Origin of the sequence: Kutzneria sp. CA-103260 (assembly GCF_018263855.1) — a bacterium.
Lineage (GTDB): Bacteria > Actinomycetota > Actinomycetes > Mycobacteriales > Pseudonocardiaceae > Kutzneria.
The window spans coordinates 7,416,692-7,429,811 of record NZ_CP073318.1 but is presented as its reverse complement, the minus strand read 5'-3'; the positions used below and the strand labels follow the sequence as shown (position 1 = coordinate 7,429,811).

9 protein-coding genes are annotated in these 13,120 nt (G+C 70.5%); 7 read left to right on the top strand and 2 right to left on the bottom strand.

The features are described 5' to 3' along the window. The 7 genes from sbnB (at window position 1) to JJ691_RS32525 (ending at window position 9,886) form a co-directional block, all read left to right on the top strand. Window positions 1-1,017, top strand: coding sequence for a 2,3-diaminopropionate biosynthesis protein SbnB (gene sbnB / locus JJ691_RS32550; RefSeq protein WP_442912491.1), 1,017 nt, complete (start codon window positions 1-3; stop codon window positions 1,015-1,017). Between the two features lie 36 nt (window positions 1,018-1,053). Continuing rightward, window positions 1,054-2,040, top strand: coding sequence for a 2,3-diaminopropionate biosynthesis protein SbnA (sbnA, locus tag JJ691_RS32545; RefSeq protein ID WP_211763409.1), 987 nt, complete (start codon window positions 1,054-1,056; stop codon window positions 2,038-2,040). 120 nt (window positions 2,041-2,160) lie between these two features. Continuing rightward, entirely contained in the window at window positions 2,161-3,222 is a 1,062-nt protein-coding gene (locus JJ691_RS32540) for a threonine synthase (RefSeq protein ID WP_249227157.1), read from the top strand. Between the two features lie 1,159 nt (window positions 3,223-4,381). Next, on the top strand, window positions 4,382-4,696 hold the full coding sequence (locus JJ691_RS32535; RefSeq protein WP_211763408.1) for a hypothetical protein: 315 nt from the start codon (window positions 4,382-4,384) through the stop codon (window positions 4,694-4,696). A 26-nt stretch (window positions 4,697-4,722) separates the two neighbouring features. Further along, window positions 4,723-9,087 (top strand): cation-translocating P-type ATPase, encoded by a 4,365-nt coding sequence (locus JJ691_RS32530; protein ID WP_211763407.1) that lies wholly within the window; start codon window positions 4,723-4,725, stop codon window positions 9,085-9,087. A 106-nt stretch (window positions 9,088-9,193) separates the two neighbouring features. Continuing rightward, window positions 9,194-9,319: a hypothetical protein gene (locus tag JJ691_RS52970; protein WP_256449311.1), complete on the top strand. Its 126-nt coding sequence runs from the start codon at window positions 9,194-9,196 to the stop codon at window positions 9,317-9,319. A 120-nt stretch (window positions 9,320-9,439) separates the two neighbouring features. Next, window positions 9,440-9,886 carry a YkvA family protein gene (locus tag JJ691_RS32525; protein ID WP_211763406.1) on the top strand — a complete coding sequence of 149 codons (447 nt, stop codon included), beginning with the start codon at window positions 9,440-9,442 and terminating at the stop codon, window positions 9,884-9,886. 108 nt (window positions 9,887-9,994) lie between these two features. On the opposite strand, the gene JJ691_RS32520 is transcribed toward JJ691_RS32525, so the two are convergent. Both JJ691_RS32520 and JJ691_RS32515 read right to left on the bottom strand, forming a co-directional pair. Next, window positions 9,995-10,957, bottom strand: a complete 963-nt coding sequence (locus tag JJ691_RS32520) for an MEDS domain-containing protein (protein WP_211763405.1) — start codon at window positions 10,955-10,957, stop codon at window positions 9,995-9,997. Window positions 10,958-11,481: 524 nt separating this feature from the next. Beyond that, window positions 11,482-13,083: an FAD-dependent monooxygenase gene (locus tag JJ691_RS32515; RefSeq protein WP_211763404.1), complete on the bottom strand. Its 1,602-nt coding sequence runs from the start codon at window positions 13,081-13,083 to the stop codon at window positions 11,482-11,484. Window positions 13,084-13,120: the final 37 nt, after the last annotated feature.

Here is a 13,120-nt window from a genome sequence, read left to right as displayed (position 1 = left end):
ATGCCGTCGTTCGCGGTGATCTCCGGCGCCCAGGTCGGCAGCGCGCTGCGGGGACGCGAGAAGCAGATCGTGGAGTTGGTCGAGGACGCCTATCGGTTGCACAGCGCCGGTGATTCGGTGAACCCGCCGTCCTATTTCCTCCGCTTCCCCGACCGCCCGTCCTCCCGGATCATCGCGCTGCCCGCCTCGCTCGGCGGGCAGGCAGGGGTGGACGGCCTGAAGTGGATCTCCAGCTTTCCGGAGAACGTGCCGGCCGGCCTCCCGAGGGCCTCGGCCGTGCTGATTCTCAACGACCACGACACGGGCTACCCGTTCGCGTGCTTGGAAGGCTCGATCATCAGCGCCACCAGGACGGCCGCGTTGGCGGCGTCGGCGGCCGACTGGCTCAGCCGCGGCCGACGGCGTCCGACGCGCGTCGGGTTCTTCGGGACGGGTCTGATCGCCCGCTACATCCACACGTACCTGGCAGCCACCGGCTGGTCGTTCGACGAGATCGGCGTGCACGACCTGTCCGCCGACAGCGTGGCCGGCTTCCGCGGTCACCTGGAGCGGTCCGGCGCTGCCGGGCGGATCACCGTGCACGCCGGCGCCGAACAACTGCTCCGCGCCAGCGACCTGGTGGTCTTCGCCACCATCGCCGGTCAGCCGCATGTCGGCGACCCGTCGTGGTTCGAGCACAACCCGTTGGTGCTGCACGTGTCGCTGCGCGACCTCGCGCCGGAGATCGTGCTCGCCGCGACCAACATCGTCGACGACGTCGAACACTGCTTGAAGGCCAACACATCGCCGCACCTGGCCGAACAGCTCACCGGCAACCGGGACTTCCTGCACGGCACGTTGGGCGACGTGATGGCCGGCCGGGTGGCGGCACCGGCGGATCGGCCGCTGGTGTTCTCGCCCTTCGGTCTCGGCGTGCTCGACCTCGCGGTGGGCAGGCACGTCTACGACGAGGTGGCGCGCAGCGGCGAGTTGCACGTCGTCGACGACTTCTTCCACGAGCTGCGTCGGTATGGATGAGCGGCCGGACCACCGGCCGCGGACGAGGGGGCAAGAGTGTCGGTCATATCCGGGCCTGCGGACTTCAACGAGGAGAGCCTCTACGTCGACCTTCGGTCGATCGTCGGGCGCCCGCTGTATCTGAAGTGCGAGGGCTTCAATTTCGCCGGCTCGATCAAGTTGAAGCCGGCGATCGAGATGGTGGCGGCCGCGGAGCGGGACGGACTCCTGCGGCCCGGGTCGGTCCTGGTCGAGTCCTCGTCCGGGAACCTGGGCGTCGCGCTGAGCATGATCGCGGCGAGCAAGGGGTACGGGTTCCTGTGCGTGACCGACTCCCGGTGCAACCTGTCGACCAGACGCATGATGGAGGCACTGGGCAGCCAGGTGCACGTCATCGCCGAGCCGGATCCCGTCGGCGGTTTCCTCGGCGCGCGCATCGCCCATGTCCAGGCGCTGTGCGACTCCGACGACCGGTACGTGTGGCTCAACCAGTACGCCAATCCGGCCAACTGGCGGGCGCACTACCGCCGGACGGCGCCGGCGATCGCCCGCCAGTTCCCCGGGCTGGACGTGCTGTTCGTCGGCGCGGGCACCACGGGGACCCTGATGGGCTGCGCGCGCTACTTCCGGCAGTGGCGCCGACGGGTGCGGATCGTCGCGGTGGACAGCGTCGGCTCGGTGACCTTCGGCGGCGCGCCTCGCCGCAGAATGATTCCGGGCCTGGGCACGAGCGTCCGCCCGCCGCTGCTCGACGAGTCCTATGTGGATGATGTGGTGCACGTCGAGGAGGCGGACACCATCCGCGCCTGCCATCGCCTGGCCAGAAACGGATTCCTGTTCGGCGGTTCCACCGGCACGGTGGTCAGCGGCGCTGCGGAATGGCTGTCCCGTTACGACACGTGCGGACTCACCGCGGTGGCGGTCGCACCGGATCTCGGCGAGCGCTACCTCGACACCGTCTACCAGACCAATTGGCTGCAGGATCTCTACGGCGACGACGTGCTCGGTTCCGAGGAGCTGACCGCGGGTTCGCGCTCGGCATGACGTATGGAGGGCTGCCACATGGGTGGCGTGACTGGGTCGGTCGATCGAGCGGGTTGTGAGTGGCTGCAATATGACTACAGCTCAGCACTGATAGGGGGTCAACCCCCGCAGTCGTTCACGATGTGGCGTTACCGGAAGCTGCTGCCGATTCCCGACGGTCCGGTGCGGTACCCGATGCCGATCGGCGGCACGCCGCTGTTGTCCGTGCCGGCGCTCAGAAGGACATTGGGCACGCCGCGCCTGTGGATCAAGGACGAGACGCGGAACCCGAGTGCGTCCAACAAGGACCGTGCCACCGCCCTCGTGATCGAGGACGGGCTGCGGCGCGGGGTGGGCACGATCACGACCGCCTCCACCGGCAACGCGGCCGTGGCCACCGCCTTCGGCGCCGCGGCCGCCGGGATGCGGGCCGTCATCTTCGTGTCCACCGACTGCCAACCGGAGAAGCTCGCGCTCATGACGCAGGCCGGCGCGCGGGTCTTCCGGGTGCCCGAGGGTTACGCGGCCGCCGTCGACCTGTCTCGGGCCGCCGCGCGCGTATTCGGTTGGCTCGACCGCAACACCGGCGCCAACCCGTTCACCATCGAGGCGAAGAAGACAGTGGCGTTCGAGGTGTGGGAACAGCTCGGCCGCCGGCTCCCGGACGCGATGATCGTCCCGGTCGGCGACGGTCCCACGTTGGTGGCGCTCGACAAGGGCTTCGCCGAACTCGTCAGCTGTGGCCTCGCCACCCGGCGGCCGCGCCTGATCGGCATCCAGGCCGAGTGCTGCCAGCCGTTGGTGCGCGCCTGGTTCGGGGTGCCCGCGGGCCCGGCGGAGCTGAATCCCGCGGGAACGGTGGCCGACGGCATCGCGGTGGTGCGCCCAGCCATCGGTGACGCGGTGCTGGACGCGGTGCGCCGAAGCGGCGGTTCCATGGTGGCGGTCACCGAAAGCGCACTGCTGAACGCGGTGGCGACGTTGGCCGAGCGGGCGGGAGTAGGCGCCGAACCCGCTGGGGCGGCGGCGCTCGGCGGGCTGGCATGTGCCGTCGAACGCGGCCTGGTCGACCGCTCGGAAACCACGGTTCTGCTGGTCACCGGACGGGAGGTGAAGGCGGGCGGCGCGCCGCCCGGTGCGGGCCGAGTGGTGGTCGTCGCCGGGCTCGATGAGGTCGAACGGGCGCTGGCGGGTGACTGCTGATGGCGACGGCACGGTCCCTGACACCTGAGGGGGACATGTCAGGGACCGGCGGCCGCCGGTCCAACGGGCAGCCACACCGGTGTCGGACCACCTGCCGTGTTCGAGCACTACGCCCGGCAGTGGCGGTCTCCCGGTGAGTCGGTCATGACGTGACGGCAACGGGAGACCGCCTGCCGGTCAGACCTCCTCCTGCGCGTCCGCTGTCTACACTCGCACCGCCCGGCATCCACCGACTGCGCTGCGGGGCGGCAAACTCCAGCATGCGGCGTCCACATCGCCGACGCGAGGGGCCAAATCGCGGGATCCTCACAATATGACGTCAGTGTCGAAAACACGCCAGGCGTCGACTCGCGGCGTGCGCTCGACGCAGACCGCCAGCACGGCGTCGGCGACCTGCCGCGCCTGACAGTCCACAGTGAACAGCTGGACTGGCCTACTCGCTTCCGATCCACTGGACGTGCCAACCGTTGGCGCACGCCGTGGCAGAAGTGTCCACCTGCATCGTGATTCCATCGGTGGAGTACTGAGTCCACTGGCATGTCGCGGATCGGCCGGAGCTGATTCGAATGGTTCCCGCCGGACTCGCCACGGCGTGTGGGTTCGCGTCAGCCGGGCGGGCGACCGTGGTCTGTTCCGCGGCGGTGGCGATGGCGGTCCTGGAACCTGCCGCCGCTCCTCCGGCGGTCAGGCCGACCAGCAATCCGACGACAAGTGCCGACCATGTGCGCGCATTCACTCGTCGATTTTGCATGGGAGATACCTGCTTTCAGCGGCCGGTCTTGTCCTTGCCGTCTCCCTGGTCCTGTCGTCGGCGCCTCCGTTCTTGGACCGTAAGAGCGCGGTCGAGTTCCGTTAAGAGGCCACTTCCACGGCCCCTGACACCGCAACTCGCGGCGGTGGGAGGAGACCGTCCTGGGGTGCTGCCCCCGGGCGTGATCGCGTCAGTGGCGATGATGCGCCACAGATGGCCCCGTTGCCTTCCTGTCAACGCCTGTAGGTTTCGTATTTACCTGAAGTTTGGGAAATTCGAACGGGAGAGGCGATGTCGACAGTGGAAGCAAAGGGGGCGCGCTCTTCGAGCAAGGGGCGGGAAACCGGAGCCGCTGGTCAGGAAGTGGAAAAGCACGCGCCGGAGGGCGGGGGTCCGCGGACGGGGACCATGACCCTTCCGTTTGCCACGGTGCAGTGGCGGCAGCCTGATTTTCCCATGTCGATCGGCGGTCAGGAGATGCAGGCCACCGTGCGCAAGGTGCGCGAGGCCCTGCCACCGCCCACTCATTTGGCGTACTACGCCGGTCTCGGGGCGCTCGCTGTGTTCGCGATCGTCGAGTGGCCGGTGGTCATGATCGCGGCGGCCGGAATGATCGTGGTGCACCGGACCTTCCGGCGTAAGGACGAGCACGACAAAGAGTCGGACGCCCCGGTGCCGGAAAAGCCGGAAAAGCCGGCGAGGCCAGGAAAGTCAGCGGAATAGCCATGCCATTTCCTCAACTGTTCCGCTTGGCGTCGAAGATTGCCGGCGACACGGTCGCGACCGCTCGGGCATACCTGCCGACCGGCTTCGACCGTCGCGTCCGTGTCGTCCGCGACCGTGCCTATATCGAGATCCACGGCATTGACCGACCCGGCACGGAAGACGCGGCCCACGAACTCGTGAAGCGCCTGACCGAGTCGTACGGTGTGCGCACCGCCGAGGTCAACGCCGCGCTGGGGTGGGCGATGGTCACGTTCGACCACTACAAGGTCAAGGTCGACGACCTCGTGCGGATGATCCACGAGGTCGAGCAGACACACGCGATGCGTGCCGTCCCGCGTGCGGAACGCGAGCGGTTTCCCGGCGCCGCCGGTGGGCTGGTGACGGAGGCGGTCGCGCTCGGCGTCGATCTCGTCGGCCTGCCCTACGCGCTCGCGGGCCGACTGCTTCCGCTCCCCAGAACGCCCACGACTTTCTCCGCGCTCGTCGCCGTCGCCGACTTCTCGCCCCGCGTGCACGGCTACGTGGAAGGCGTGGTGGGCCGTCCGGCGGCCGACGCGCTGTTCGCGCTCACCGGGTCCGTGGCCAACGCCATGGCCCAGGTCCCGCTGCTATTGATCAACGACGCCTGCCATCGCGGTTCCCTGATCATGGAAGGGCTGGCCCGGCGACGCAGTTGGGAGCAGTGGCACCGAGCGCTGGCCGACCGTGAGGGCGCATACGACACCCCGCCGCTCGACCGCGCACCGCGTCCGGTGCCGCTACCGGCCGGCGCGGCCGACCGGGTCGCTGACGTCGTGACGTCGTTCGGCACGGCCGGTGCGGGCGTCACGTTCCTCGGCAACCGGCAGCGCGCGCTGGGCGTGCTGGTCGCCAGCGCACCGCGTGCGGCGCGCATGGGCAGGGAGGCGTTCGCCGGACAACTCGGTCGCGGCATAGCACGGCGACATGTCCTCGTGGTCGACCCGGATGCGCTGCGGCGGCTGGACCGCGTCGACACGGTGGTGCTCGACGCGGCGATCCTGGGGACCGGCGAGCAGATCATCGACGAGATCGTGCCGGTCGACACGAGCATCACACTGGACGAGTTGCACGCGCGTGCGCATGAAGTGGTCGACCTGTCGGCCCCGGACGTCCGTCGGGAGCGCGACGGGTGGTCAGTCGTGCCGGTCGCCGACGACGCGCTCGGCGCGGACGCCCAGGTGCGTGAATGGACGGCACGGGGCGCTCTCGCGCTGGCACTTCGGCGCGGCGCTGAGGTCGTGGCGCTGGTCAGCGTGGTCACCGAGCTCGATCCGTTGGCCGAGGCGCTGGTGTCGGCGGCGCAGGGCGCCGGCGCCGTCGTGGTCGCCGGCTCGAACGGCGCGCTGGAGAAGCGGCTCGATGTCGACGGGTGGGTGCCCGGTGACGTGGAATTGGCGTCCTCCGTGCGGACACTTCAGGCTGACGGCCACGTCGTGGCGGTCGTCTCGGCCGTCCGCCCGGACGGTCTGGCCGCCGCCGACGTGGGCATCGGGATCATCCGCGCGGACACGCCGCCGCCCTGGGGTTCCTCGGTGCTCTGCGGACCCAGTCTTGGCGAGGCGTGTCTGCTGATGCAGTCCGTGCCCTTCGCGCGAAAGGCCAGCCGACGCAGTGCCCAGATGGCCATCGCGGGCGCGACCGCCGGCGGCCTGCTCTCGATGTTGGGACCGCCGCGGAGCGCGGCCGTCCGTGCCCAGGTCGCGGTCCAGGTCGCGGCGCTGCTGGCGATGGCCGCCGGCACGTGGTGGGGCACCCGGCCGATGCGCATGCCCGCGCCTGTGCCGGTGACCCGCACCCCGTGGCACGCCATGCCGACGGACGTCGTGCTCGACCGGCTCGGGACGTCGCCCGACGGGCTGGACGCCGAGGAGGCCGCACGGCGTCGACAGGGCCGGCCGGACCAGGAGGCGGTGCAGCGGACCGGCGGTGTCGTCGAGACCTACCTGGAGGAGCTGGACAACCCGGTGACGCCGGTGCTGGCCGGCAGCGCGGCGCTGTCCTGGACCGTCGGGTCGATGATCGACACGATCCTGATCGTGGGAGTGCTGGGGGTGAACGCGCTCGTGGGCGGCACCCAGCGACTGGGAGCCGACCGCGCACTGCACCGGCTGACCGAAGCCGTGGCGATGCAGACCCGGCTGCGGCGGGGTGAACAGCGGGTGGAGCAGTCGCCGGACCAGCTCGTGGTGGGCGACGTGGTCGAGCTCGACGCGGGTGACGCCGTGCCCGCCGACTGCCGACTGCTGGTCGCGCAGGACCTGGAGGTCGACGAGTCGAGCCTGACCGGCGAGTCCCAGGTGGTCGGCAAGACCGTCGACGTCGCACCGGCCCGGGTGATCGCGGACCGGCACTGCATGCTCTACCAGGGAACGGTGGTCGCGGCCGGTTCGGCGGTCGCGGTTGTCACCGCCGTCGGCACCGACACCGAGATCGGCCGGACCACCCTGATGGGCGACGGGCCACGGTCCGGTGGCGTGCACACCAGGCTGAACTCGCTGGTGCGACTGGCACTGCCGATCTCCGTCGGCGCCGGCGCGACGCTGTTGGGCATCGACGTGCTGCGTGGCCGTCCCGTCGCCCAGGCGTTGGGACGGGCCGTGAGCCTGGCGGTGGCGGCAGTGCCGGAGGGACTGCCCTTCGTGGCCACCGTCGCGCAACTCGCCGCCGCCCGTCGGCTTTCGCGGCACGGCGCCCTCGTGCGCAATCCGTCCACAATGGAGGCTCTCGGCCGGGTCGACGTGCTGTGCTTCGACAAGACCGGGACGCTCACCGAGGGACGGATCCGGCTGCACCGCGTCAGCGACGGGTTCACCGACCGCCCGGCGGACGACCTCACGCCGGCGCTGCGCCGAGTGGTCCGCGCCGCCCTGCGGGCCAGTCCGGAGCCCGACGAGAACCGGCCGCTCGCGCATCCCACCGATCGCGCGGTCGTCGAAGGCGCGCTCGGCGCCGGGGTGAGCACGACCGAAGGAGCTGCCAGCTGGGAACTGGTCGAGTCGATGCCGTTCGAGCCGGCGCGGGGATTCCACGCCGTCCTGGGGCACGACGAGCAGGGACTGCTCGTCAGCGTCAAGGGCGCGCCGGAGATCGTGTTCGCGCGCTGCAGCCACTGGCGCCAACCCGAGGACGGCGACCGCATGCGGCCGTTCGACGACGAGGCCCATCAGCGGTTCAGCCAGGAAGTGACGCGGCTGGCCAGCAGCGGGTACCGGGTGCTCGCCGTTGCCGAGCACGCCGCGTCGGACGGCAACGGTCTCGACGACGACCGGGTGCGCGGCCTGTGCCTGACCGGTCTGCTCGCCCTGGCGGATCCGGTCCGACCGACCGCCCTGCACGCGGTCGAGCAGCTGCGGCAGGCGGGCGTGCGGGTGGTCATGATCACCGGCGACCATCCCGACACCGCGGAGGCCATCGGGACGGAACTCAACGTGGTCAACGGCGACCGGATCATGACCGGCTCGGAACTGGACGCCGTCGACGACGCCGAACTTGCCCGCCAGCTGCCGGACATCACCGTGTTCGCCCGGGTGAGCCCGGCCCAGAAGGCCCGCATCGTCCGGGTGCTGCGCACCGCGGGCCGGGTCGTCGCCGTCACCGGTGACGGGGCGAACGACGCACCGGCCATCCGATTGGCCGATGTCGGCATGGCACTGGGCCGGCACGCCACGCCGGCGGCGCGGCACGCCGCGGACGTCGTGATCACCGACGACCGGATGGAGACGATCACGGCCGCCATCGTCGAGGGCCGCGCGATGTGGGCGTCGGTCCGCGACGCGGTGGCCATTCCGCTCGGCGGCAACCTCAGCGAGATCGCCTTCACCGTCGGCACCGGCCTGATCAGCGCGGCGGAGACGCTCAACGCGCGCCAGCTGCTGTTGATCAACGTGTTGACGGACGTGTTGCCCGCCATGGCGATCGCGCTGCGACCGCCGCCCGGCGCCACCACCGAGGTGCTGCTCGCGGAGGGGCCGGACGCCTCGCTGGGACCGTCGCTCACCCGCGACATCTACCGCCGCGCCACCATCACCACGGCGGCGACCAGTGCCGCGTGGCTGCTGGGTCGATTCACCGGCACTCGCAACCAGGCCAACACGGCGGCGTTGGTCGCGCTGGTGGGAGCGCAGCTCGGACAGACGCTCGCGGCCGGCCGCCGGGACCGGCTCGTGCTCGCGGCCACCGTCCTGTCGTACGCCGTGCTGGCGGCGATCGTGCAGACACCAGGGGTCAGCCACTTCTTCGGCTCTCGTCCGCTGTGGCCGCACGGCTGGACCATCGCCGTCGGCACGTCGGTGGCGGCCGCTCTGGTCAGCCTGGCGCTGCGGTCGCCGCGCACGACGGACAGGCGTGCGATCGAGGCCGCCGGATAACCCTCTCTTAACCTGCTGGAAAGCTGTGACTCCACGGCAGTACAGCGGGGCACCCTATTCTTCGGACGTTTGACCTGGAGGATCGGGTGTAGGAGAGGAAAATCCGATGGCTGACTTCCTTGCGGTTGTCGTCGCGAAGGCGGCGATGATTCTCCTTGAGATCATCGCCGTCCGCGTGGCGCAGGTGATCTTTGCGAGGGTTTTCTCGTCGAAGGTCGCGACGGCTGGCTAGTTCCGCGCCTGCTGGCCATCACACGCCAATGGCCACAATATGCCCGACTTTGCGTGCCGAGCATTTCGTGGGCTGTTTCGGAAGATCCTGCGGAAAGTGGAAGCTCGGGGTCGGTGCGCCATGGTGGGATGGGTTCTCGGGACAGCTGTGACCGTGCTCGGGCTCGGCGTGTCCTGCCTGGTGCTCGCCCTGGTGGCGTGGTTGCTGCCACCGGGGCTGGCGAAGGAGGTCGCGCGCTTCGTGCCGTGCTGCGTGCGGGCCGTATTCGCATTGCGGCGGGACCCGCGAGTGCCCCGCCGGGCCCGATTCGTGCTGGCGTTCGCCGGCCTGTACACGCTCTCGGGGATCAACGTGATCCCGGACTTCGTGCCGGTGATCGGGTTGCTGGACAATGTCATCGTCCTTGTCGTCGCCCTGCGCTATGTCGGCCGCAGGGTCGCCCGCGAGGTTCTCTTCGCGGCGTGGTCCGGCAATCCGGCTGTGCTCGACCGGCTCCTCGGCCGTCCTCGCGGGCAGCGCGATCCGGACGGTCCCCGCTGGCGGCGGCGTCGAATTCGTGACCGCTGAGCGGAATCGGCAATGGTCATCTTCTGTTCATGCCGGAACTCGGTGGCCGTGCCCGCCGCGCGCCGCCGGGGTCATGGCTGTCCGGTGGCGCGCCGGGGCAGCCCGCCGTCAGTCGACGTGGTGCTCCTCGGCGTGGTGCGGGCCCGGCACGGCGAGTTCGATGGTGCACCCGGAGTCGTCCGAGCTGATGTCGAGCCACTCGCAGATCTGGTTGGTCAGCCACAGCCCCTCGCCGGTCTGCTCGCACAGCGCCGGAGTGCGGAAGCCGACGAACGGGGGGAGGTCGTCGAGCGGCTGCGCGCTGTGCACCGTGCACACCACCCGGCCGGCCGCCAGCCGCACCCACGCCGTCACCCACTCGATTCCCCGCTGGTGCAGGTACGCCATCGCCTCACCGACCGCGATGGAGAACATCGCCTCGCTGTCCTCTGCCTGCAGCAGTCGCGTGGCCTCGTCGAGAACGTGCCGGCGGGTCGCGGCGAGGTCGCCGTCGAACCGGACGACGTCGGCGTCGTCCCACGGGAGTCTCGGCGGCGGCGCCTGCCGCTTCGCGAACTCCGCGGGCGTGACGAACTGCGCGCTGGGCTCGGCCTGGCACCCGGCAACGCACTCGGGATGGGTGCGGAGGGCATCCTCGACGATCGCGGCGTCGACGACCCTGGTGTCGTACGGGCAGATCATCCAGATCGTGGTGTCGGCGAGCACCACGTTCAGGCCCGCCTCCATTCGCTTCCACGCGGCCACCTCGCGCCGGGACCGGCCGAACCAGATCGGCTCGGCGAGAATGCGCACGGCGCCGCGCGGCGCGGCCGGCCGGTGGCGCGTCCAGTAGCGCTGGAACGCGGTGGCTCGCTGCGGCGGCCGGCGGCCGAAGTACGCGGACTCGGCGTAGTCGACGTCGCTCGCCTGTGTGCCCAGCGCGCCCTGCAACAGGTCCAGGTTCGCCGCCGTCGTGGTGACCAGCACCGGTTCGTTCCGGCGCAGGCCGTCCTGCACGAACGGGACCGCCATCGACAGGAATTCCGCATCGCTGCCGTAGATGCAGCCCTGGTGCAGAAAGCCTGACTTCATCACACCTCCCTTGCGCCGCACAGCACCCACGTCCAGCCGGTGTCGGACGCGGTTCGTCGCCAGCCCCGGCCGGGCCGGTGAACCGGCAGCCATGTGACGGCTCCCGACGTGGCGGCTGACGGTCCCCGTATCCGGCAGGAACGCTGGATTCGTGGTGGGAAGGGAGACTACCTCCGGCCACGATGACGCGGAACCACTCCTGGAGTAGATCGTACTCCGTCGTCGGAGTTGGACAAGGACACCTTGCTGGCACTGGAAGTTGTGGGTTCGGCCCGAGTGGGCCGCGCTGTTGTGGAGGATCACTCGGGTTGGCTCGTCGGCCACTACTGTCCGGTGCGACGGGACGGAAGTGTCCGTCCTCGGCGTCCGACGCCGCGCCGGGGCGTGTCCCGGGGATGATGGCGGTGATCCACGGAACACGCCTCGGCTCTTACCCTCCTCCCGCGCCGCACGACGCGGAGGAGAACCACACCGGCGACGGGTTGGTCGCCTCCCGTGCCGGCGACGATGTCCCGGCGACGACGTCACTGCGCGGCGTGGTCCGGTCCGGGATCGCGTGGGACGAGGAACGCGGCCAGGTAGTCGCGGAGCGCGCCGACGTCGTCCAGCGGCGCGACCAGTCCGACGTGCCCGTCCGGCCGGACGAGCATGAGGTGCTGGACGCCGGCCAGGTGGCGTGCGGAGGACCGGTCCACTGAGGCGATCGGCACGATGTCGATCGCCGCCGGGTAGTCGGCGCACACCTGCTGGAGCCGCCGGACGACGGCCGGCTCCGCTCGGGCCACGGCCAGCAGCAACGTCCAGTGGTCGTACCCCAGCAGCCGATGCAGTCCCACGGGCTGCCCGCCGGCCTCGCGCGTGACGAAGACATCGGGGATTCGATCACCCGCACGGCACTGGCTCCCGATGCGCCGGCCTTTCTGCCGCGACAGCGGACTGTCGCGATGGCTCCGGCCGAAGTCGCTCATCAACCACTCCACCCGTCGCTGGAAGAGGGACCACGGCAGAGCGGCGCGCAGGACGGCGGTTCGCAGTCGGTGCAGGGGTTCCGGCAGCAGGACCTCCGTGATGTTGCGCCTCATGTCACGGATCACCGCACGGGCGAGGGCTCGCTGCTCGACGTCGTAGGAGTCGAGCAGGGCGTCGTTCGCCTGCCGGCGGTGCACCGCGGCGAGCTTCCAGGCCAGATTGTGCGCGCCGAGCATGCCGACGTTCATCCCGTGCCCGCCGACGGGCGCCCACGCGTGCGCCGCGTCGCCGGCGAGCAACACCCGGCCGCGACGGAACTCGGCGGCGACGCGGTCGGAGAAGCGCGCCCGGCTCAGCCAGCCGGACTCCGTCGGGTCGAGCCGCAGCCCTGGGATGCCGGCGGTGTCCGCGACCAGGTCGCGCAGTTCCCCCATCGTCGGCGGTTGCGTGCGGTCCGGTTCGGGGTCGTCCCGGATGCAGAAGACCCGATAACCCTGACCGGGGGTGGGAAAGGCGAGCACCGTGCACCTGGCGCCGAGGAAGATGTAGCCCTGGCCCGGCCGGTCGCGCAGCGGCCAGGCCGGCACCACGTTGCCCTGGACCACCTGCATGTTCGCGCGGCGCTTCCCGCCGAAGGGGATGCCCAGCCGGGTCCGGACGGTGCTGCCGCGGCCGTCGCAGGCGACCACCCACGGCGTCAGCGCCATCTCGGTGACGCCGGTGGGCAGTCGCAGCGTCGTGAGGGCGTGGTCGTCCCGTTGGCGCACATCGGTGACCTCGGTTCGCCATTCGACATCGACGCCGAGTCCGGTCAACTCCTCGGCGAGCAGCCGTTCGATGTCGTGCTGCTCGATCGTCATCGCGTACGGGTAGTCCGATTCGAACCGTCCGGCGGTGAAGCAGCCCAGATGTCGCCCGTCGCCGTAGAAGTTCACGCTCCGCATCTCGTAGGCGTGTCGCCGTATCGTCTCGCCGACGCCGAGCGTGCCGAGCGCCTCGCCGGCTCGGGGAAAGACCACGTCGGCCCGCGCCTCGCGATTGGGGCCCGCCGCCTGGTCCACGATCCGCACGCGCAGCAGCAAGCGCCGCAGGGCTATCGCCAGGGTCAGACCCACCGGTCCCGCGCCGATCACCAGCACGTCCACGTTCTCGTCCATGCGCCCTCCTGTGTTTTCGGCGTTGCGGCTAAGTCCC

Excerpts from the sequence above, each read along its gene's own strand:
- JJ691_RS32540 (WP_249227157.1), top strand. The coding sequence starts at position 2,161 with ATGTGGCGTTACCGGAAGCTGCTGCCGATTCCCGACGGTCCGGTGCGG.
- JJ691_RS32535 (WP_211763408.1), top strand. The coding sequence starts at position 4,382 with ATGACCCTTCCGTTTGCCACGGTGCAGTGGCGGCAGCCTGATTTTCCC.
- JJ691_RS52970 (WP_256449311.1), top strand. The coding sequence starts at position 9,194 with ATGGCTGACTTCCTTGCGGTTGTCGTCGCGAAGGCGGCGATGATTCTC.
- JJ691_RS32515 (WP_211763404.1), bottom strand. The coding sequence starts at position 13,083 with ATGGACGAGAACGTGGACGTGCTGGTGATCGGCGCGGGACCGGTGGGT.
- JJ691_RS32520 (WP_211763405.1), bottom strand. The coding sequence starts at position 10,957 with ATGAAGTCAGGCTTTCTGCACCAGGGCTGCATCTACGGCAGCGATGCG.
- sbnB (WP_442912491.1), top strand. The coding sequence starts at position 1 with ATGCCGTCGTTCGCGGTGATCTCCGGCGCCCAGGTCGGCAGCGCGCTG.
- JJ691_RS32525 (WP_211763406.1), top strand. The coding sequence starts at position 9,440 with ATGGTGGGATGGGTTCTCGGGACAGCTGTGACCGTGCTCGGGCTCGGC.